Origin of the sequence: Kribbella pratensis, from assembly GCF_004366075.1 — a bacterium.
Classification (GTDB): domain Bacteria; phylum Actinomycetota; class Actinomycetes; order Propionibacteriales; family Kribbellaceae; genus Kribbella; species Kribbella pratensis.
Genome location: NZ_SODU01000001.1, coordinates 157,377 through 178,675 on the forward strand (window position 1 = coordinate 157,377; position 21,299 = coordinate 178,675).

Below are 21,299 nucleotides of genomic sequence, written 5' to 3' on the forward strand. Positions count from 1 at the left end.
TCAGATGCCGCGCTGGAACGGACTGACGAACGTGTAGCCGTCCGGTAGCTCGGACGGGCCCGCGAGGCGGTATCGGGCCCGGAACTCCCGGTACTCGGCCCGTTTCTCTGCCCTGGCTTGCCGCCCCGCGGGAAGGTGACGTAGATGCCCGACAACCTCGATGTCGCGAACCATCCGAGCTTCGACGCCACTGGTTGCCATTAGACCGCGCAGGACCGCGGGCACCGGCGGTCGGGGACGCCCGACGACGACAGTCGGCACGTACCGAAGTACCGTGATCGGCCGGACACCGGGCAGAGAGCTGAGAACGATGTCACCGCTCGCATCGACGGATGCCGTCAGCCTAGTCAGCTTGCCGCACCGCAGAAGATCGGCGATCGCCGCCTCCGCGTCCTCGCGATCGTCCCCGGGCCTGTTGCAGGCCAACCGGAGCAGGTGGATCTCGTCGATGACCGCTTCACCTTGGACATCCAGTTGGCCGGCTTGGCGGACGATGGTCATGATCCGCGCGATCCAGCTGTCCGGGTCGGTGCCGGAGCGGGTCTCCTTGGTCAGTACGGCGGGGTCGTAGCGGTGCTCGATGTCCGCGCCGTCGACGGTGACCGGTGCGTCGAGCAACGTCGACGTGACACGAAGCATTCGTCCGCCGCGCTGCCAGGTACCGGTGAGGATGATGCCGGGGAAGAACTCCAGCGGCCACGACACCTCGGTCAAGGACCAGAACTCGCCGTCGCGCACGAGATTGACCTCCTGCGAGGCCTCGTCCGGATCGAGTTGGTATCCGTCATGGTGCACGGCGAGCTTCACCCGACCGGGCTCGACCATACCGTCGAAGAGCGCTCCGAGCTTGCTCGGGATCGGCAAGTACGAGCTGACTTGATGAGCCTCACGCAGCGTCTGGATCCACATGACCTGCGAGTCGGAGACGTTGAGGACCCGACCGTCGTCGATCGGCTCGGGTTCGGCGTCGGGTTCAGGTGGTGCAGGGTCGAGCGGACTGGGCAGGCCGGCGGCCTCGACCCATCCCAGTCCGAGCGGATCGGTGACATCGACATTCTCCGGGACAACCCCTGGCCGTTCGGCGCGCCAGATCCCGCCGCCTTGCCAGGTGTCGTCGACGCGCAGATGTACGCCGTTGGCGTGAAGCCCGGTGTCCGGATCGGCGTCGCTTCGCGCCCAGTCGCCGACGACGGTGTGTGCGTGAATGACGGTGGTCGCATGGTTCACGCCCAGGAGATGACGGGCGCCGCCGGCGACCTGGCGCAGGAGTGGCGTGATCGCTGTGTACGCGACCTTGTGATCCGGACCCCAGCGGGAGGTGTGTGATGGCACGGCGGCTCTTGCCAACTGGTCGGCCAGAGTGCCGAGATCCTCCTTGCCCAACGGTCCTGCGTCGTTCAGCCGGTATGCGAACTGAGCCCTGGAGAAGGCATACGAACCCCAGAGGCGGACCGATCTCAGACAGGCCAGCGCGGCCGCGAGGGTCGCGAAGATCCCTGCGAGGGCAGCCTCCAGATCGTCGTCACCGGCACCATCAGCAAGAAGTGTGGGCAGTGGGACAGGAGCGGCCGCGGAACACAACTGTGCGAGGCCGTGGGTTCGCAGGTATCGCTGGTATTGCTCTGCGCCGGTCAGGTCCGCTACCGCACCGGTGTTGTACTCGGCGTCCACGATGACATGGCCGGTGTTGTCCAGATAGCGCCCACGGTGACGCAGCCGATCGAGCTGCGCAGGGGTCGGCGTGAGGCCGGCCGTGAAAGCGGCGAAGTCGACGATCACACGTTCCCGGCGCGCCACCGGGTGAGCCGCTGTGTCAGTCGGTACATCGCCGGACCGGGGTTCGTGAGCGCCCGCAGGTGCTCCGGAGAGCCACCCTGGAACGGTGCCGTCGGCGTCGATCAGATCGTGTGCGCCCTCGCGGTAGATCACCTCGCCGAACAGCGGGTCACTCCCTGTGGCAAGCCGAACCATCGACCCGACAGGTAGCGCCGGGCAGCTGTCGCCATGTGTCAGCAGCGGGAAGGCATCGAGGTCCAACGGGCCGCCGACGTAGCCGCGTTCCACGACGTCGTAACCGAAGTACACCGCGTTGAAAGCGACATTGACGTGCACCGGGATTCCGCGCACCTCGATCAACGTCTCCAGAAACGCTGCGAGGGCGGCCATCTCTTCGCGGCTGACGTGCTCAGGGCCGCGAGTCATGCTCGCAGTCAGTGGCGAGAGATCGGCGTACGGACGCCACGCTGAGGTGGGCGCGACCAGAGTTGTCATGGCGTGCTCCCGGAAGCGACGGGTTGTGAGGCAGCCGCTTTGCGCGCGTCGCGGGCGATGTGCTGACTCTCGCGCCACACGGCTCCGACCTGAGCGACGCGGCCTGCGTCTTGGAGGCGCTGCAACGAGTCTTCCAGCTCCTCGAGACGGATGGATGGACTGGACCCGAAGTACCGCGAGTTGACCAGCGCCGTTCGTAGTCGGCGCCGCTTGCGCGTCTTCGGATTCCACGAGGAATCCTCGCCGCGCAGCGCGCGCTGCAGGTCACGGATGTGGACCCCGGCGTAGATGTCCCACACCAGGTCGTAGACCTTGTCGTCCAGGCGGCGCTGGGCGAACGCGGTGTCCGTCCGGCTGCCCGCGGGCCTTGGCTTCGGCGTCTCGAGGGCGTCTGCGACCTTCGGCTTGGTCTCTCCGGCCGGCCAGTTGCCCGACTGCCAGCAGGCCGAGCATCGGTTGCCGGCGTGCGAGCAACATCCGTCGGGCAGGTCGCGGACCCCGAAGTAGTCGGCCAGCTTGCGGTTCGCACACGTGGTGGAGTCGGCGAAGAAGTCGCGCAGGAAGGTGATCTCGGCTGCGGCCCGTGCGGCCTTACCGGATACGGCGGCCTTGAAGCCGGCTGGAAGCGTGGCGACGTTCGCCCGCAAACCGGTCACCATCCGTCGAGAAGGTGCGGCTGACACATCCAGCAGTCCTTGGTCGTGCAGGTCAGCCAGAAGGTGCCAGGTGCCGGCCGCGTCACCGGCGAAAGCGTCGTAGCCGGGCACGACCGCGGCGAGGTGACGATGAAGCTTGCTGATGGCAAGAACCGAGCGATGCAGAGTGCCGTCGGTCGTCCTGTTCGGCAGCGCGAGGACGGCCTTGATGGCAGCGCGAACGCTCGCGTCGTCGTCGCCGTCCTCGCTGTAGGTGTCCAGGAGTTCTCCGGCGCGAACGGTCGCCAGAGGAGGGAAGTCGCCGAGGTCGTCGACCGCGCCGAGCGACGCCAATGCGGTGAAGGCGCGCATGACGCCGGAGTTGTATGTCTCTGCCGTACGGGTCTTGCCGGCATCCTGCTGGCTGAGCCGGCCGGCATCGACGTCCTCGCCCATCAGCCGGTCGGCGACCGTGGAGACGTCAAGCGTTCCGTGAGTCGCCAGGACGGCCTTGCCCATGCGGACGAGCAGCTGCATCGAAAGGTCGCCTTCGGTCATGAACTGCACGGTCCGCAGACCTCGTCCGGTCATCAGGGCCAATCCGACATTGGCCGGTCCGTCCGCAGCGCTTCCCGGCTGGGCCGCGGCGTCGCGGCCGGTCCGACCCACCTGCTGATACAGCGCGGCGAGATCGGTCGGTGCCGAGGCGCAGTACACGGTCCGGACATCCGCGCGATCGATGCCGAGGCCGAACGCGGACGTGGCCACCACGATCAGCGGAGCGAAACCCTCCTCTCCTCGTCGCGGAGCCTCCCGGAACTCGTTCAGAACGGCTGACTTCTCGATCTCTGTCAGACGGCCGTGGAATCGACGGACCCGAACCGAGCCGTCGCCGAGGAAGTCGCGCAGATGCGCCGACAGGGCGACGACCTCCTTGACCGTCAGGCAGTAGAAGATCGCGTGGTCCTCGACCGCGGAGGCGACCTCCTCGGCGAGGCCGCCGGTAATCGCCGAACCCGCGGCAGAGATCGAGCGGCGGAACAAGGCGAGTTCGGGGCGGATCGGGTTCTCGCGCACGGTCAGCAGCGTGCCGACCTTGTCCTCGGCGGCCTCCGCGTCGAGGTTGGTGTCCGGAAGCAAGGCGAACACGCCCTGTCGCAGACCGGCGAGCACTGTTCGGTTCGCTGTCGCGGTCAAGGCGGTGACAGGCAGGCCATGGTCCGTACGAAGCTCTTGAAGGAACTTCTCCGCCCTGCCCATCGAGGGCCGGAAATCATCCCATTGAACGAACGTATGTGCCTCGTCGAGAGCGATCCGGTTGACGATGCCTGCCTTCACAGCGGAGCGGACGACCTCGCGAAACCGGCGCTGGGCCAGGCGCTCAGGTGACACGTACACCAGGCGGATGCCGTGGTCGTGCCGCCCGAGCAGCTGATCCGCGACCTCGGTCTTGCCGGCCCGCGAGCTGGACTCTCGCAGCGGTGCGACCAGCGCTCGGACCGCGCCGCCGATCGAACGGTTCAACGCCAGCGCCTGGTCCGTCATGAGCGCGACCAGCGGAGACACGACGATCGTGACCCCGGGCAGGACGAGTGCGGGGAGCTGGAAGCAGAACGACTTCCCGAAGCCTGTCGGCAGCAGACCGAGCACATTGCGTCCTTCAGCCACCGCGGCGATGACGGTCTGCTGCGCAGGCTTGAGCTCGGCTGGTGTGTCGCGCAGCGCGAGGAGGCCGCCGATCTGCGCGCCACGCCGTACGACTTCGTCGGCGAGCGTGCCGGCGGCTCGGTGCTCGTCCACTTGCTCGGCTGTGAGAGCGAGCTGGCGGATCATTCGGGTGTGCGGCAGCAAGGTGTGCTCGTTCAACTTCTCAGGCGTACACAGCTTGTCGGCGCGGGGCTGTGAGATCAGGTCGAGGCGTGCCAGGAACGACCAGATGCGCTGCCATCCATCCGCCATCGTGACGACGTTCCCGCCGCCTAATTCACCGGTGACCTCGTCCGGACGGAGCAGACCCTCGTCGAGCGAGCCGAGGAAGGTCCGCCGGTACGCGCGCCGCAACGCGGTCTGGCCGGCGAGCTTGCGATCGCTGATGACGACCACACCGCGATGGCGTTCCGACCGGATCAGGCGGCCGACGGCCTGGCGCAGTTGCAGCGCGGCCAGCGGAAGGTAGTACATCGCCGTCGCTGCCGCGTCCGGGTCCTCCGCGTGCGCGGCCATGGCGCGTGCCGCCACGACGGCGCGCCGCGCCTCAATGACCGGGGCCGCGAACGGGGCGAAGGGGAGCTTGTTGATCCAGACCAGACGCAGCCGTTCCTCGTCGTCGACGTCGACTCCCTGCCAGAGTCCTTTGGTACCGATCAGGAATCCACCGCCGTGCTCCTGGTCCTTGAACTCGTCGACGCCGCGCCGGTTGCCGAGGACGAGGGCCGAGCGGACGGGGGTGTCGTCACCGCGCTTGCGCAGTTCGTCGGCCAGGTGTTCGGCGATGCCGCCGGCGGTCGATCTGGCTGTCGTCAGGACCATCGCTCCGCCGACGTACCCTCCGCGCCCGCTCTCGTCCGGATCGGCTTGGGTGACGACCTCGGTGGCATAGCCGGCCAACTGGTGGGCGACCGTCCGCATGGCGCCTTCGGACTGTTCGGCCCACGACGGGAAGTCCGAGAAACAGACGAGCTCGGCCTGTGACTTCATGTCGAAGGGGGTGTTGAGGCTGAGGGTTCGGGTGTTCGGGTCCAAGCCGAGCCGGGCGCGGATGAAGTCCCAGCGACCGCCGATGCGCAGCGTAGCCGATACGTAGTAGGTGCGCGGAAAGGTGATCAGGAACTGCCGCCAGTCGACATCCTCCGGCAGCTCGATCGGCGACGACGTCACCGAGAAGTCGTACGAGCGCAGGTCGCCGCGCAGTTGCCCGAGCTCCTCGGCGTACACGACCCGATTCGACGTGCCGGGCGGAAGATCGGCCAGAGCAACGTGGTCCGGGTCAAGGTCCGGATCCGCTTCGACCGTCGGCGTCTCGGGTTCGGGGGCGCCGGTGGCGGCCGGTCTCGCTCGTCCGATGATGGCGTCGATGTCTGCGTTGATGGACTCGGTGTTCGCCTTGTAGGTCGCGGTGGCGGTCAGCAAGGCCTGGACGCGCTCGAATTCGAAGAAGTTCAGCGTCGAGCCGTGTTCCCTCAGATAGTTGCCCAACGCCCCGGTCAGTGCGTGGCATTGTCCGGACAGCCGGCGGATCAGGGATTGCAGCGTACGGACCTGGCTCACGCCGGACGTCCCCGTGTAGTCCGACGCGAGGGTTACGGTGCGTCCGCCAACCTGTCCTCCTACGGCGCCGCGCGCGTCCATGACCAGCGATGCGGCCTTGGGGAACTGTGCGTTGTCGAGGAGCAGGCCGAGATTCGTCACCGCGGCGCGCACCGAATCGTGCGCTGAGCCGGTCTGCGCGGAGCGCGACCATGATAAGAGATCGGCGTGGAGACTCTGCACGCCGCGATGCTCGAGCACGGTGGACAGCGCACTCGTCGCGGCATCCTCGAGCTGATGCGCCTCGTCCACGATCAGCAGAGTGTCCGGACCCATCGACCCCAGTTCGCTCAGGTGCGCCAGCAGCAGAGCGTGGTTCGCCAGCAGCAACCGGTGCGACGACAGCGCCTCGGCGACATAGTCCGTGTGAGGTGCCATCGGCGTTCCGGCAGTGGCGCCGTACTCACCGTTCGTTCCCTGTGACAAAGACTCCAGCCACACTGGCAGCGCCTTGGTGAGGTACTCGCTGAAGAACGGCGGCATGTCGACCGGATCCACCGAGTGCGCGGTCCAACCGGCCTCGACATCCGGCGAGGCCAGGAACCGCAGCGTCAGGAAGACCAGCAGCTCACGGAACCCGGCTGTCGCCAGGAACCGGTTTCGCTCCGGCGTCCTCCTCGACCGCGTCAGTTGCGTCGCATCAGCGAGTGCGGCGACGAGCGCACGAAGCGACAGTCGGTTGCTTGCGCCCTTGACGACGTCGCACTCGGCGAGCAGGCCGAGCCCAGGCGCGTTGCGATCCAGGGCCACGACGTCGTGCGCGAGCTGCAACTGAAGCTGTTTGGTGAAGGTAGTGATCAGGGCCCTTCGGTTCGGGTCGCCGGCGAGCCACTCCAGCGCACAGGCGAGGACTGCGTAGCTCTTGCCCGTACCGGTCGGCGCCTCGACGAGACCAGGTACGCCGTCGTCGACCCACCGGTGAATCGCAGAACTCATCTGCTCTTGCTCGTCGCGCAGGCGTGCGCCCGGACCGCGGACGATCTGCGCCAGTCTCCCTGGGCTGACCCGGCCGTCATCCCGCATCTCTGATGTGACGCGGATGGTTGCCGTCGGGCCGGCGGGGCCTTGCCGTCGGGGAACATGTGCGCCCAACCCGGTGCCGAGTACGGCGGTGATCGCGGCCTGGTTGTGGCTGGTCGGTTCCCCAAGGTGGCCCGCCAAGTGGAGGACCAGGGACCAAGCGGGGGAGTCCGGCGCTACTGAGCACACCAACTGGCGCATCTGCTCGGACCACCCAGCCAGCTCAGCTGCCATCCGGATCACCAGACGTTCGAGCAGACGGGCGTCGTCGACGGCGTCGTGCCAGGCGAGATCACCCCGGTCCACACCAACGTCGTCGCACAGGTTCGCTAACCGATGACTGGGCGCGGTCGGCCACAGCGACAGCGCCAGGTAGTAGGCGTCGACGGGCGTCGTCGACAAAGGTGGCAACAACTCGCGCCCCATCGCGTCGGCCAGTATCGGGACGTCGGCTACCGTGCCGTTGTAGGTCAGAAGCACATCGGCCTCGGCACAGTACGCCTGTAGATCTGTCAACGCATCCAGAGGCGGCTTCCCTTCTGCTGCATGCCTGGCTCGAAGAGTTGGCGAGCGGATCTCCCAGCTCTCATCTGGCAGCATCAAGAATCGCTCGAACTCAGGAGCTGTCTGAACCCAAGCGACATCCGAGCCCATACGAAGCGCGCCTATCTGGAAGATGCGCTTCTCCGTGAACGGCTCGGTGTCAGTTGTGTGGACGACCGACTCAAGGTCGAGTACGACGATCCGAGCACCCGGCTCCGGAGTCGCTTCGCTGCTCGGCTCAGCGAGCTCCTCTCCCACGCGGATCACGTCGCCAGTCCGCTGCAGAGCCCGTGCGGTCAAGGCGTGATCCAGCAAAACAGTCAGGCGCGTCGGCGTGACCCCCGGGAAGCGGCTACGAGCAGCCGCCACCAAGTCAGCGAACGTGACGCCGTTCTCGTGCTCGCCAACGAGTGCCACAACCTTCCTAACCGCAGCCGACATCGTTCCTGTTTCGTCCCCCTGCGGCATCTGCCCTCCGTCAGCCATCACCGTGAGATTAGTCGTCGCTGGCTGAAAGGTGTTCCCTCCACAGCCAGCGTCAGGCTCGCCGGAACGACGGGCGTCGGATCATTCGGATGTCCCCCTCCAACGCACCGCCCCGGCGTCGCTTGACCTCCGTATCGCGAGCGAGGGCGCATCCGTTACACGTTGTGATCAATGCTTAATACCCTGAGCAGTGACCGGCTTGATACGAGAGGGAGGCTCGGTGGCGTGGACGGCAGAACTTCGCGGTATTCGCATGGCGAGGTGCTGGGCGAGCGCGTGGCCACCCCCGAACCAGTGCGTCCCTACAGACGCCCTAGATGCAGCTCGACCTGCGCAGCATCCGACACACGGGGAGTCCGCCGTGGCTACATCAGGTCCCCGATGCGGTATGAGTTTCGAGCGGATAAGACTCGCGTCTGTGCACAGCTCCGAGCCTCGCGGAGAGTTGCGTTCGCGCGCCGCAGCTCGCTGACTTGGTGGTGTAATCGGGCGACTTCCGCGAGAAGCACGGTCACGTGATCGGCTCGATTGCCTCGGCTAAATGGACCCGTTTGCGGATTCGCCAGTGGCGCAGGCGGCAGCGATCTGAGCAGAAGCGTTGGTCGGATCGGGCCGCGATGTAGGAGTCGCTGCAGTGTTCACAGACGCGTTGGCGGGCGGTCAGATCACGCTGGAATGGCGGTCGACGGTCGTCCATAATTGTTCAACGTCGCGCCGGCGAACATACTGAAATACTCGTTGCACCGCGCTGAAACGCCTCAAGTGCCAGATGTGTGCCAGCTTCGAAGTCGTCGTTTCGATGCAGTCGCGGTGCGTTCGGCTCCTGGAGAGTCTGCCGAGTGGTTGAGTCTTCACTTAAAGGCCATTTGGCGCCGCATCGGCGGCGTAGGGGATCGTCAGCTACCTCGCGCAGGATTTGGAGTGGGCGACGCGCAGAAGGGTGTCGCGGTATCCGACTAGCGCGGTCAGCAGCAACAGGAACTGCATGATGCGATGCAGGAGGCCGATGCGAAGGCGGAATCTCAGGCCGATCCGTCTGCCACGGTGCTCGAGGAGAGGGCCAAAGCTCACCAGAGACATCTTGCAGCTCACGTCAACGTGCAGCAGGCTCTCGATCGCCTGTTGATTGTCGCGCCAAATGACGTCGTTGAGTCAGCGTTCAAGTGGCTAGACGTTGTTCGAGACGACGACGCGAACGAGGAGCTCTTCGTTGATGCTCGGTTTGTGTTCGTGAACGCCGTGCGCCGCGACTTGAATATCGTGAAGCCCATCCAGCAGGTGAAGCCCGTGAGCGCATAGCGTCGGCCTTGGCGGTGTCGAGCAGGCGCAGACAGTTCGAGGACTGCTGACGGCGGATATCAACGTCCGGGTTCGCAGGCCGGATCCTTCCCTGGCCGCGCTACGTCCGATCTACTACTGATCCTCGATGACGGCAGTGGGGTGCGGTATGACGCAGCAGGATGCGCAGCGGGGTCTGCAACATGGGTCGGTGGTCCTGGCCGGTGGACGACGAGACGGAGTCCGTCGACCTGGGGTGCCGGATCGCGAGACCGCCGATGCCGGCGGCTTGTCCCGTGCCACGGTGCGGACCGCCGTGGGACTCTTCTTCGGCGCCGTCGCGGCTTGGATGGTCATCTCTGGGCTCCTGGCACGGAGGTGGCCGTGGCAGCTGTACGGCGATCAAGCCTCCCAGTCTGATGTGCTGAAGCTTGCTCTGGGGGTGGTCGCCGCCGGTGGTGCCGCGATCGCCCTGGTTGTCAACTACCGCCGTCAGCAGCACCTTGAACGCGACGATGTCGGCAAACGCGACCAGATCCGGCTGTTCACTGAGCGATTCGGAGCCGCCGCCGCCCAACTCGGTGGCGACCGGCCCGCTGTGCGGCTAGCCGGTGTATACGCCATGGCTGCCCTGGCCGATGAGTGGTCCACCCGACGGCAGCAGTGCGTCGATGTCCTCTGTGGGTACCTCCGCCTCCCTTACACCGGAGAACCTCCATTAGGCCACCCAGAACTAGTAGTCGAACAGCGTCACTACGCCGGCGGCACCATCCAACGCACTGAAACCACCACCCACCAAACCGGCGAGATCCAGGTCCGCCAAGCCATTGTGGACACGATCCGCCAGCACCTTCGGGCCAACGCCGAACAGAGCTGGAGCGACCTGACGTTCGACTTCACCGGTGCCACGCTCGTCAACGCCTCCTTCTCCGGGGCGACGTTCTCTGGTGAACGGACGTGGTTCGACGGGGCGAAGTTCTCCGGTGACTACACACTGTTCACGGGGGTGGCATTCTCCGGCGACCGCACGTGGTTCGCCGGGGCGACTTTTTCCAGTGGCCGCACGTGGTTCGATGGGGCGACGTTCTCCAGCGAGGACACCGTGTTCGAAGGGGCGGAGTTCTTCGGCGAGGACACCATGTTCGACGGAGCCGTGTTCTCCAGCGAGCAAACATGGTTCGCCGGGGCGAGGTTCTCCGGCGACAGCACGTCGTTCGCCGGGGCGGAGTTCGTCGGCGACAATGCCTGGTTCGATGACGCAAGGTTCTCCGGCAAGCACACGTCGTTCGATGGGGCGACGTTTTCCGGCGAGTTCGAGTCTTTTCGAGACTCGGCATTTACCGACGTGGACGACGCACTACATGAAGCTCGGATTTCCCCTCAGGAGATCCGCTGGGGACCGGTCCCATCACGCAGCGCCTGGCCTCCCGACTCCTCTGCTTAGTGCGAAGCGAACTGTTCGACAGCCGTTATCAACGGAAGCCGGTCGGCGCTCGCCACCTGCGGGGTGGGCCGTCTAGGTCGAGAGGGATGGCCGCGGGGAACGGCCGGAGTTGGTCTTGCGAGTTGAGCTACTTACGGCGCCGGGCTGAACGAGGTGCGGTCGCGGGGTTGCCCTACGATCGGTCGATGGCCTTCCAAACCGTTGTGCCGATTGAGGACATCCGGAATCTTCCGTTGCCTGAGCTTGCTCTGCGCCTGTTGAAGGTGCTGGCGAACAGCAGCGCGCAGATCAATCCCAACAACACGCTGCGCGGGATGCAGCAAGCGGTCGGTGGGGGGCAAGACGGCGCTCAACTCATGGCGCGAATCGCCGACGCCTGGGCCTGGCTGCAAGCCCACGCCTTGGTTGGCCGGCACGCCATGAACACCCTGTCGGAATGGCAGCAGGTGACCGAGCTGGGCCGCGAGATCGCCGACGACCCGAGCGCCGTCACGAAGGTCTGGGCGGCCGATCGCCTTGCGGGGAACCTCGATCCCCTCCTCTCATCAGCCCGCGCCAACTTCGGTCTGGGTGACTACGAGACCGCCTCCTTCGCAGCGATGAAGGCCGTGGAGGTCGAAGTACGGCGAGTAGCTGGGCTGTCGAACGATCTCATCGGCGTCGCGCTGATGCGGAAGGCCTTCAGCCCAAAGGACGGTGTCTTGCGGGACCCGGGCGCGGAACCGGGCGAGCAACAGGCCACCGCCGATCTGTTCGCCGGCGCAATCGGCGCCTTTAAGAATCCCGCCAGCCACAGGACTGTCCAGTTCGATGATCCGGTTGAGGCGGCCGAGGCAGTTCAATTGGCCGATCTCCTTCTGCGGATGGTGCATCGCGCGGAACAGCGGCTCGCGTAGCCGGCCCGGCCTCGGCAAGGCCAACGTGTTCGCAGCGTCGAGCACAGAAGGGGCTGGGTCCGTCTGCACCGGACGGGCTGCGGGGCTAGTCGGTGATCTGACAATCAGCCATCGTCTTCGCGATGACCTGCGAGGTGACATCGGCGAGAGCGTCTCGGCCCAGGCCGGCTATTGCCTCCGCACCGCTGCGAGCCTTGCGCTCTTCACCTCGTCCCACTCGTTGTCAGCGGCGTCGTTCAAGGCGGCAAGGCACCGGTCGGCGGCGGAGATGGTCAGAGGTCGAGTGTCCAGTTGCTGTCGGGGCTGGTGAGGGTGTTCCGGTCGGTGTCGAGCTCGACGGTCATGGTGTGGAGAGGGAAGTGGCCGGCGGCCGCCCATTTGGCTTGGACGCGCTCTAGGTCGTCCCACAGGCGCCGTGGGCCGCTTTGGTGGACGGTTTTGTCTTCGCTGTCGGCGCGGGCCCAGGATCCGTCGGCTGCTAGGAGCCACAGGAGTTGGCTGCCGTCCTCGCGGGTTGCCGAGCGGTTCTCGATGTCGGGGCTGTCGAGCTCGTACAGGCAGCGCAGTTCCCAGTCGTCCCAGAGATCGGGCAGAGGGCCGCTCAGTTGGCGGGTCTCTGTGCCTGGCTGGTCGCGGGCGTCGTCGTACACATGGTCGAGGCGAGCTGGGTAGTCGGTGTCGCGGCGGGTGCGCATGAAGGTGGCCGGGTCTGGTTGGACGCGGCCGCGGACTACTCCGTCTGGGTGTTTCTTGGCGTTGATGAGGAGTGAGGTGCCGGTGATGGTGGTGACGATCTTTCCGCCAGGTCGGAGTGCGTCTAGCCATGCGGGCGGGATGGGACGGACGGAGACGGTTGCGATGATGCGGTCGTAGTTGGCGTCGGGCAGGGAGCCGGTGGCGTCGGCGATCTCGAGGTGCGGTGTTCGGCCGAAGGCGGCGAGGCGTTCGCGGGCGGCGTCGACGAGGTAGGGGTCTACGTCGATGCTGGTCACCTGCTTGTCGCCGAGGCGACGGGCGAGGAGGGCGGCGGAGTAGCCGGAGCCGGTGCCGACGTCGAGCACCCGGTCCTGTTCGCCGGGGCTGAGCAGGTGCAGCATGCGCACGATCAACCCGGGCAGTGTCGAGGACGACGTCGGGAGACCCGTTGGACGGTCGGATAGGTCTGCCCTGTCGGCGTGGAGTGCGCCCACACGGGTCACCAGCGTCTCGTCGGCGTAGATCTCTGCCCATGGTTGGTCCGGGTGCGGCGTGCGGAGTCCCCAGGCGAATGGGTAGCTGTCGGGGATCGGCTCCCACCACCTCGGCACCAGTTGGTGCCGAGGTGTGGAGCTGACCGAGTCGTGCCACTCCGGTGCCGCTGCTGTGATCTCGTCGGCGAGCTTGCGAGCGGCGTCGGTCCAGTCTGTCACGGAGTCAATCGTCCTTTCCTTGGAGGGCGTCGGCCATTGATTCGATCATCGGTACGCCGGCCTTGACCGCGAGCCAGTGCCATTGACCGTTCGGGTTCACTTCGAAGAACACCCATCGGCCGTCAGGGGTCACGGCGAAATCCAGCGCTCCGAAGTACAGACCCAGTTCGTCCATGAGCAGCCGGACACCCTTCTCCACTTGCACCGGAAGCTCGATCGGACCGTAGGTGAGGGACGAATAGTCCGTTCGCCAGTCCAGTCTGGCAGCCGCACTTCCGGCATGGATCGCGACCGGGAACATCCGCTGCCCAATCACAGTCAGCCGTACTTCGCACTGCTTAGGAACTCGTTCCTGAAACAGATGCGCAGTGCCGGTGAGGCTCGCGTCGATCTCATCGGCGCGCAGCACCGTGGTCGGCAGGTACCGATGACGACGTTCCGCCGTGAGCACACCGCCGCTGAGGCCCTTGTAGATGACCTCGTCGGCGCCGATGAAGTCACGAGCATGATCGGGATCCGATGTGATGACTGTCCGCGGTACGTCGAGTCCTGCGCGGGCTGCCACAGCAAGCTGAACCGGCTTGTAGTTCGCGGCCGAGTCCTTGGCCGGGTGATTGATCCATCTCACTGGCAGTGACCCCAGTACGCCGAGTACTCCGACGCGCGCCTCAGACACCGCGAATGCCCGCGCTTCGTCCGGCCAGGCGCTCGGCACGCTGAACTCGGCTGGCCGTCGCCACCACACGGCACTAACCGCTCCGAGGTCGACTGACCGCTCACCTGTCAGGTGCCCCTCCCAGCCATTCACCCCGAGGGTCCCAGCTACGCGCGAAGACTGCGGGAAGTCGGAGGTGTCGTACCGGACGACTGATGCGTTCCGCCGGGTCAGCTCGTCGATGACGGCGTCTGCCGTCAGGTCATCGCGACCGGTCAGCACCAGGATGGTGCCCATGGTCAGTAGTTGTCGGTCGAAGTGTCCGATCCGGGGCGCTGGCCGTCGGGGATCGGTGTCTCGGTGTTCGTTTCCGGCAGGGCCGCGGCGATCGCGTGGTACGGGTTCCCGGTCGCAGACACATTCAACTGGAGGTTGGCGCTGTAGGTCATCGGCAGTTCCATCGGCGTCATGTCCGGCCCGGAAGCCAGGTGACGGACGCCGAAGGGAACCGCGGTCATCGCGTTGCTCATGGTCGTTCTCCAATGTCGGTGAGGCTTTGGAACGGCCGGCCCAGGACGGACTCGCTATCTCGTCCCGCGCCGGCCGGCTTCTGGCCTGCCGTGTCGGTGATTCGCTGACACCGCAGGTGTCGGCCCGGAAGGCCGTGGATCCGAAGGTTGATGACGTGCGCGTATTGCTCTGCGAGTGCAGTCGGGGCGATGTGCTCCTCGATCAAGTAGTCGCCCAGCCACAACTGCACGCGCCAGAGTTCCTGCTCGGCCATCGAAGTGAACGGTCGCTCAGACCGGGCGGTCGGAGTCGAGCCACCGGACGACAGTGGAACCGTTGTGGCCGTGTACCGCGAGGAGAGCGTCGAGGCCGTAGTCCCAGACGACTGTGGTGGCCCACTCTCCGCGCCACCGCAGCGCCACGGTGCCGTCTGACCACTCGACGCCCTCTGCAACATCGCCGGTGCCGCTGACGCCGGTCACGTCGACGGCCCGACGTAGTACGAACCGGCGTGGGCACGCGATGCTTCTGGCCGAGCGGTCGAGCTGTGCATCGACGTCCATTCGAATTCCCTTCGAGGTCCTTGGTGTCCATCGAAGGCCCATCGACTGCGGAACGTAAGGAAATCGTCGCTACCTGTTGATCGACCTGAACCGGAAATTTCCGGGCAGAACGCTGTCGGGCCGTGACTCGCCGTACATATCGTTGGGCTGTGGAGGGCAACCAGGTCCTGAAGGCGCGCATGGCCGAGATCGGCTTGACCCAGGTCGAGTTGGCCGAAGCGGTCAACGCCGATCTGCGGCGCGCCGGCTACGGAGGCACCGTCAGCGATCGAACGGTGCGGAACTGGCTGACCGGGAAGACTCGCTGGCCACATCACCGCCAGCGCGACGCGCTCTCCGCAGTCTTCAGCTGTCCCATCACCGATCTCGGATTCGTCACGCCCGCCGAGCCGGCGGATGTTCCGCGGCGTCGGTTCATCGGCACGTCCGCGGTGACCGTTATGGCTGCCGCCGGAGCATCGACGCAGCGCGGCACCCGGTCTCGGGTTGGTGCTGCTGACGTCGAGCGGCTGTTGTCCAAGTTCGCATTGATCGTCGCGAGCGATCATCAGTACGGCGGAAAGCTCACCATCGAGACGCAGGCGTCGGCGCTCGCCGGCGAGGCTCTCGCTCTGCAGGCGCGGGGGACCGCGAGTCAGCGCATTCGCAGCGCGCTCTACGGATGCGCCGCGTCGTTCACGTCGAGTGCCATGTGGGCCGCCATCGACGGTCGCCGGTTCGATACCGCGCAACGACATTTCGATCGCGCAGCTGGCCTGGCCACCATGTCAGGCGACCCGGCGATCCAGTTCAGGATCTGGTCCCACGCCGGCAGCCTGTACCGCCATATGGCCAGGCCGGTTGATGCGCTGGCTGCCAATGACGTGGCGCGTCGGCTGCCGATTGCGAGGCGAGATCCGATGTTCGCTTCCCTTGGCCATGCCAGGCATGCTGCGATCCTTGGCCAGACTGGAGATCACCGCGCCGTACGCCAAGCCGTTGCCCATGCCGAAGACGCCCTGGCCAGATCTGAACCCGGCGACGAACGGCCGCTCTGGCTGGACGCGTTCTATGACCAGGCAGAACTCGAGACTCTCGCGCTTGCCGGCTACCTGGCGCTCGGCGACTACGAGGTGGCTGAGGGCCATGCCCATCGAAGTCTCGCGCTTCTGCGGCCCGGCATGCGGCGTACCCGATCGATCACCACCGCGCGACTGGCCAAGGCACAGCTCGGGCAAGGCGATCTGGAGGAAGCGGTTGCCACCGCGATGTCGATCCCGATTGAACCGACCGGTCTGCATCCACGGATCAACTCGATGCTTCAGGATTTCGGCAGCGCACTGCGGATCGTTGCACCGTCCAGCCACCCGGCAACCGCCTGGGACCATTACGCACACGACTCATTGAGGAAGCTTCTGTGACCCCTGACGGTATTGCGCTGCGCCACTCCACCGTGATCGACGACGTGTGGAGCACGATGATCGAGGTGTATGCGGACGTGCGCGCAGATCAGCTTCATCTGCCGAACTACTCGGTCGAGCGATTCGGGGAACAGCTCGCGCGGCACGCGTCGGATCCTGGATGGGAGGTTGTCATCGGGTACGACGCGGAGGAGCCGGTCGGGTTTGCGTACGCGAACAGTCTCACACCCGACGATCGCTGGTGGCGCCGGATGACCACGCCGCTGCCCGACGGCTGCACAGAAACTCCCACCGCGGCGGTGAAAGAGATCATGCTGCGGAAGCCGTGGCGGGGTCGGGGGATCGCTCTGCTGATCCATGACGAGTTGCTCCTCAATCGTCCCGAGGCGCAGGTGTCGTTGCTGGTCAACGCCTTGAACGGCGATGGGAAAGTCAAGGCACTGTACGAATCCTGGGGCTACGAGCAGATCAGCACACAGCAACCGTCCGTCGACGGCCCGATCCTGACCGCCATGCTCCGGCCAACGCGCCCAGGATCGCGGTCGGCCAGTTGAGTCGAGACGTCCGGCGAAGCCGTAGGCGTTGGGCAGCGTCGCGAATCGTTGCTTAATCGATCGGCTGTGCGGCGTATTCGCTCGCGGAACTCTGCGTGGCTGATGCGTTGAGTAGGCATGGAGAAGCCAGATGCAGACCGCGTGAGCGAGGATCCGCAGATTCAGCTGAGGATGCCGGGCAGGCTGCCGGCGCTGTATCCGCAGGCCGCTCGGGTGCTGCGGCGGATTGTTGTACGACTGGCGCGGGCAAGGCGCGGCACCGACGATGTGTCTCGGCCGGGGGAGAGGGCGTCATGAGCGGCGACAGCGTAGATCCGTGGGCGACCCTGGATGATCTGCTGGGCACCGAGGCGCTGCCCGACCACCCGACGGGCACCGGCATTGGGCGGCTGGCGTTCTACGGAAGGTGCTCGACCGAGGACAACCAGGATCCGAAGACGTCCAAGGCCTGGCAACTGGGGGAGGCGGCCCGGTTCGTCGAGCCGCTTGGTGGCGTGGTCGTGGAGGAGTTCTTCGACATCGGGCAGTCGCGTTCGTTGCCGTGGGAACGACGAGACGAGGCCAGTCGCGCGTTGCAGGCCTTGAAGAATCCCAATCGCGGGTGGGATGGACTGGTTGTCGGTGAAGCGACTCGGTGTTGGTTCGGCAACCAGTTCAGCCTGACGTGGCCGAAGTTCGACCGGTACGGCGTATCTCTCTGGATCCCGAGCCTCGGTGGACGGTTCGACGCCGAGAACACGGTGCACGACATGGCGATGACGATCACGGGCGGCCTGTCGAAGTCAGAACGTCAGCACGTGCAACGTCGCGTTCGAGCCGCGATGGCAGCTCAGGTGCTGATCGACGGCAAGCATCAGGGCGGGCGTGCGCCGTACGGCTATCAAGTTGTCGACGCAGGTCCGCACCCGAATCCGCGGAAGGCGCAGGAGGGCTACCGGCTACGAGTCCTCGCCGTCGACGAGGTCGCGGCTCCGGTCGTCGAACGGATCTTAGCGCTGTACCTCGAGGGAGTGGGGCACAAGGGCATCGCCCAGTTGCTGAATGCCGAGCACATCCCTTGCCCGGCAGCCCACACTCCTCATGAGAACCGGCATCGTGCAGGCGACGGCTGGCAGGGCTCGACGGTCAGAGCGATCCTGTGCAATCCGAGGTATACCGGCTATGCGATCTACGGCAGGTGGCAGAAGGTCGAGGAACTGCTCGACCCGGATGATGTCGCGGCGGGCCACGTTGTCAGGTACAGGCGTTCGCCGTCCTCGAAGATCGTTCGATCACGCGAGCCTGCCCATCCGGCGATCGTGTCGGTCGAGGCCTTCACGCGAGTGCAGTTCGAGATGTCCGCGCGGGCCGGGGCAAGCATGTCCGAGCGGGCGCAAGCAACAAGGACCCGCGTCGCGTCGTCGCACACCTACGTGCTGCGTAGACGGATCCAGTGCACGATCTGCGGGCGACGGATGGAGGGCTCGCACCGATCACACGCGACGTTCTACCGCTGCCGGGCCCGAAGCCTCGCTCCCGGGTCACCCGCGCTGCAGGATCATCCGCCGAACGTCTATCTGCGTGAGGACCATCTGACCGGCAAGATCAACGCGTGGATCGCGCGGTTGTTCGACCCGGCCCATGTCGACAGCACTGTCGAGGCGCTGGCCGACGCCGACGAACTGGCCGACAGGATTGAGACCCAAGCGAAATCATTCCGGCGCCGTATCGCGGCCGCGGAGTCGACGATGGAGCGCCTGCGGCGGGCGATCGAGGTGGGCTGGGATCCGGAGACACTCACCGAGCAATACAACGCGGCAGCGGCCGACAAGCGAGCTGCGGAATCTGGACTGAAGGCTGTCGATCCATTGCCCCAACTGACTGCAAACGACATCCGGGCCCTGGTGACGCAGCTCGGCGACATGGCCAAGGCGCTGGATCACGCGGACCACAAGGATCTGGCCGAGCTGTACGAAGCTTTGGGCCTGGCGATCGCCTACGACCACCGACTGCAGGTAGCGGAAGTGTCGATAACTCCCGCCCTGCGTGGGGTTAAGAAGTGTGTCCGAGGGGGGACTTGAACCCCCACGCCCCGCGAAGGGCACTAGCACCTCAAGCTAGCGCGTCTGCCTATTCCGCCACCCGGACGAGTGGTCTGACCGCCTCAGCGGTGCTGACCGGAGAACAGTAGCAAACTCCAGGGGTGGAATTCACATCGGGCGGACCGGGGTGTCTGATGGGGCTGGACGAAGGGTGGGTGGAGATGACGGAGATCGATCTCTCGGCCGTTGAAGCGGAGCGTGAGCGGCTGCGTACGGCGTACTTGAAGGGTGGAGTCACGTCGTCGGCGCGTGGCCTTCATCACACTGCGTTACTGTGCGCGGACGTCGAACGGACGGTGCGGTTCTACCAGGAGGTGCTGGGGTTCCCGCTGACCGAGATGGTCGGGAACCGGGACTACGAGGGGTCGACGCACTTCTTCTTCGACATCGGGAACGGGAACCTGCTGGCGTTCTTCGACTTCCCGGGGCTGGACCTCGGGCCGTACGCCGAGGTGCTCGGCGGACTGCACCACCTGGCGATCTCAGTGGAGCCCGGGCAGTGGGAGCGGCTGAAGGCGAGCCTGACCGAGCATGGTGTCGAGTTCCAGGAAGAGAGCGGTACGTCGATCTACTTCCGCGACCCTGACGGTGCCCGGATCGAACTGATCTCCGACCCGCTCGGCGAGATGTACGGCCTAAAGGTTCTCTGATTCCCGAGCGCGCCGGGAGAGTCGGCGAGCCTCCCGGAGAGGCTCGGGCGTCCTGTGTCCGGCGAGGGACGCGGACACGATCCGGATCGCCATCGGCAGGTCGGTTCGCCAACCGGGATGTACCACGAGCGGCCGGGTGCCCTTCCTCGTCCGGAGCCAGGTCGCGACCTGGTCGGTGCCGATCGTCAACGGCGAGGTCCCGCCACGCTCGTCGGCCGGCCAATCACCCGAGGCGGTGAGCGGGCGGTGTGTCACGCCGACCGTTGGAAGGTCGAGGACGGCGCCGAGCTGTAGTGCCAGCCCGGCCTGCCGTGGGTGATCGCGGCCCGTCGCGTCGACGAGCAGGACGTCGGGCCTGGGGTGGAGCCGTCGTACGACGTCGTTCCACAGCGGACCCAGCCGAAGGGCCAGCAGTCCGGGGAGATAGGGACCCGACGCGTGATCGGTCACCAGCTCCATCGCGACGACCTGACGGCCGTCGAGGACGACGGCGCTGGTCCACGCCCGGTCGGTGGCCGAGCCTGGGCCGACCAGGCCGCGTGGGAAACAGGTCCAGACTCCGCCGATCAGAAAGCGCTCCGGGGGAGCCCAGAGCTCGGGTTGCGTGCGGACGAGTTCCTGCTGCCGCGCGATCAGTTCGGCGGGTTCGGTCGGCCAGGTCATAGGTGCGCGCGGAACCAGTCGCGAGCCAGCTCGGCGACGCGTTCGAGGGTGCCCGGTTCGGTGAAGAGATGGGTGGCTCCGGCAACGATCTCGAGCCGGTTGACACAACGCAATCGCTGCTGGGACTCACGGTTGAGCCTCAGTACGTCGGCGTCGAGCTCGCCGACGACCAGCAGCGTCGGCGCCGTGACGTCCGCGAGCTGCGGGCCTGCCAGGTCAACCCGCCCGCCCCGCGACACGACGGCGCGCACGTCACTCGCGCGGCCAGTCGCACTGTCACCCACGCCGTCACCCACACCGTCCCTCGAACCACCGCCCGCGGACCACACCGCGGCGGCTCCGCCGGTGCTGGCACCGAAGTATCCGACCGGAAGATCGCCGAGGCCGGGGCGCCGTCGGGCCCATCCGTGAGCCGCCGTCAATCGTTCGGCCAGTAGCGGGATGTCGAAGACGTTCCGGCGATCCCGGGCCTCGTCCGGGCTCAGGAGGTCGAACAGAAGGGTTCCGAGTCCGGCCCGGTCGAGGACCTGAGCGACGTACTTGTTGCGAGGACTGTGCCGGCTGCTGTCGCTCCCATGCGCGAAGATGACCAGACCCGTGGCCGGCGACGGCACAGCCAGTTCCCCGGGCAGTTGTACGCCGCGGGCGTCGACGACGACCTGCTCAACCTTCATGGCCGGTGGGCCGGGATCCGTCGGCCGACGGCTCGCTCGCCGGGTGTTCGACGAGGGCGATCACGCGGGCGGAGAGGAAGCGGGCGGTGCGGATCGGCGTACCGGACCGAGTCACCTCGACGACCTCGGTGACGTTGCGGCTGGTGGAGATCTCGACGCGGCGGCCCGCCTTCGTGGCCATGATCTCGTACGACGAGACGCCGTTGCCCGTGTCGACGACGATCTCGACCCGATCGCCCTTCATGAATCCAACGTACCCGG

Annotated in this window: 17 protein-coding genes and 1 tRNA gene; 7 read left to right on the top strand and 11 right to left on the bottom strand. The window is 66.2% G+C overall.

Features of this window, described 5'->3' with window-relative positions; translation table 11 throughout:
* Together EV137_RS00725 and EV137_RS00730 are read right to left on the bottom strand one after the other, a co-directional pair.
* Complete coding sequence (locus EV137_RS00725) at positions 1–2,271, bottom strand: hypothetical protein (RefSeq protein ID WP_134125796.1); 2,271 nt, start codon at positions 2,269–2,271, stop codon at positions 1–3.
* Positions 2,268–7,748 (bottom strand): DEAD/DEAH box helicase, encoded by a 5,481-nt coding sequence (locus EV137_RS00730; RefSeq protein WP_202870783.1) that lies wholly within the window; start codon positions 7,746–7,748, stop codon positions 2,268–2,270. The genes EV137_RS00725 and EV137_RS00730 overlap by 4 nt, the downstream gene beginning before the upstream one ends.
* A gap of 1,506 nt (positions 7,749–9,254) precedes the next feature.
* On the opposite strand from EV137_RS00730, the gene EV137_RS00735 reads away from it, so the two are divergent.
* From EV137_RS00735 to EV137_RS00745, 3 genes are all read left to right on the top strand, one after another.
* Positions 9,255–9,560 (top strand): hypothetical protein, encoded by a 306-nt coding sequence (locus EV137_RS00735; RefSeq protein ID WP_134125798.1) that lies wholly within the window; start codon positions 9,255–9,257, stop codon positions 9,558–9,560.
* Between the two features lie 148 nt (positions 9,561–9,708).
* Complete coding sequence (locus EV137_RS00740; RefSeq protein WP_134125800.1) at positions 9,709–10,983, top strand: pentapeptide repeat-containing protein; 1,275 nt, start codon at positions 9,709–9,711, stop codon at positions 10,981–10,983.
* 185 nt (positions 10,984–11,168) lie between these two features.
* A complete protein-coding gene (locus tag EV137_RS00745) occupies positions 11,169–11,879 on the top strand; it encodes a TIGR02391 family protein (RefSeq protein WP_166679745.1) in 711 nt (236 codons plus the stop codon).
* Positions 11,880–12,151: 272 nt separating this feature from the next.
* Here the strand turns inward: EV137_RS00745 and EV137_RS00750 are convergent, their stop codons facing one another.
* The 5 genes from EV137_RS00750 to EV137_RS00770 are packed head-to-tail and all read right to left on the bottom strand — an operon-like array spanning position 12,152 to position 15,016.
* Positions 12,152–13,288 carry a methyltransferase domain-containing protein gene (locus tag EV137_RS00750; RefSeq protein ID WP_134004944.1) on the bottom strand — a complete coding sequence of 379 codons (1,137 nt, stop codon included), beginning with the start codon at positions 13,286–13,288 and terminating at the stop codon, positions 12,152–12,154.
* 4 nt (positions 13,289–13,292) lie between these two features.
* Positions 13,293–14,240 (bottom strand): ATP-grasp ribosomal peptide maturase, encoded by a 948-nt coding sequence (tgmB, locus tag EV137_RS00755; RefSeq protein ID WP_134125804.1) that lies wholly within the window; start codon positions 14,238–14,240, stop codon positions 13,293–13,295.
* A 2-nt stretch (positions 14,241–14,242) separates the two neighbouring features.
* Positions 14,243–14,473 carry a putative ATP-grasp-modified RiPP gene (tgmA, locus tag EV137_RS00760; RefSeq protein WP_134004940.1) on the bottom strand — a complete coding sequence of 77 codons (231 nt, stop codon included), beginning with the start codon at positions 14,471–14,473 and terminating at the stop codon, positions 14,243–14,245.
* Positions 14,470–14,727 (bottom strand): hypothetical protein, encoded by a 258-nt coding sequence (locus EV137_RS00765; RefSeq protein ID WP_134004938.1) that lies wholly within the window; start codon positions 14,725–14,727, stop codon positions 14,470–14,472. The genes tgmA and EV137_RS00765 overlap by 4 nt, the downstream gene beginning before the upstream one ends.
* A gap of 16 nt (positions 14,728–14,743) precedes the next feature.
* Positions 14,744–15,016 (bottom strand): hypothetical protein, encoded by a 273-nt coding sequence (locus EV137_RS00770; protein ID WP_202870784.1) that lies wholly within the window; start codon positions 15,014–15,016, stop codon positions 14,744–14,746.
* 149 nt (positions 15,017–15,165) lie between these two features.
* Here EV137_RS00770 and EV137_RS00775 point away from each other — a divergent pair, with 149 nt between their 5' ends.
* The 3 genes from EV137_RS00775 to EV137_RS00785 all read left to right on the top strand — a co-directional run bounded on the left by EV137_RS00775 (position 15,166) and on the right by EV137_RS00785 (position 19,030).
* On the top strand, positions 15,166–16,416 hold the full coding sequence (locus tag EV137_RS00775; protein ID WP_202870785.1) for an NsdA family TPR-like regulatory protein: 1,251 nt from the start codon (positions 15,166–15,168) through the stop codon (positions 16,414–16,416).
* Positions 16,413–16,970, top strand: a complete 558-nt coding sequence (locus EV137_RS00780) for a GNAT family N-acetyltransferase (RefSeq protein WP_134125806.1) — start codon at positions 16,413–16,415, stop codon at positions 16,968–16,970. Before EV137_RS00775 ends, EV137_RS00780 begins: the two co-directional genes overlap by 4 nt.
* Before the next feature lie 293 nt (positions 16,971–17,263).
* A complete protein-coding gene (locus EV137_RS00785; protein ID WP_134125808.1) occupies positions 17,264–19,030 on the top strand; it encodes a recombinase family protein in 1,767 nt (588 codons plus the stop codon).
* On the opposite strand, the gene EV137_RS00790 is transcribed toward EV137_RS00785, so the two are convergent.
* Positions 19,012–19,097 (bottom strand) — tRNA-Leu (locus EV137_RS00790). The two genes, EV137_RS00785 and EV137_RS00790, sit on opposite strands and share 19 nt — an antisense overlap.
* A 115-nt stretch (positions 19,098–19,212) precedes the next feature.
* Here EV137_RS00790 and EV137_RS00795 point away from each other — a divergent pair.
* The gene (locus tag EV137_RS00795) at positions 19,213–19,701 is read left to right on the top strand and encodes a VOC family protein (RefSeq protein WP_134125810.1); all 489 of its coding nucleotides are present in this window, start codon (positions 19,213–19,215) and stop codon (positions 19,699–19,701) included.
* Here EV137_RS00795 and EV137_RS00800 read toward each other — a convergent pair.
* From EV137_RS00800 to EV137_RS00810, 3 genes are read right to left on the bottom strand one after another with little or no spacing between them, the layout of a single operon-like run.
* Positions 19,687–20,364 (bottom strand): endonuclease V, encoded by a 678-nt coding sequence (locus EV137_RS00800; protein ID WP_134125812.1) that lies wholly within the window; start codon positions 20,362–20,364, stop codon positions 19,687–19,689. The genes EV137_RS00795 and EV137_RS00800 overlap by 15 nt on opposite strands.
* A complete protein-coding gene (locus EV137_RS00805) occupies positions 20,361–21,038 on the bottom strand; it encodes a dienelactone hydrolase family protein (RefSeq protein WP_134125814.1) in 678 nt (225 codons plus the stop codon). Before EV137_RS00805 ends, EV137_RS00800 begins: the two co-directional genes overlap by 4 nt.
* Complete coding sequence (locus EV137_RS00810; RefSeq protein ID WP_134004926.1) at positions 21,028–21,282, bottom strand: DUF8836 family protein; 255 nt, start codon at positions 21,280–21,282, stop codon at positions 21,028–21,030. Before EV137_RS00810 ends, EV137_RS00805 begins: the two co-directional genes overlap by 11 nt.
* Positions 21,283–21,299: the final 17 nt, after the last annotated feature.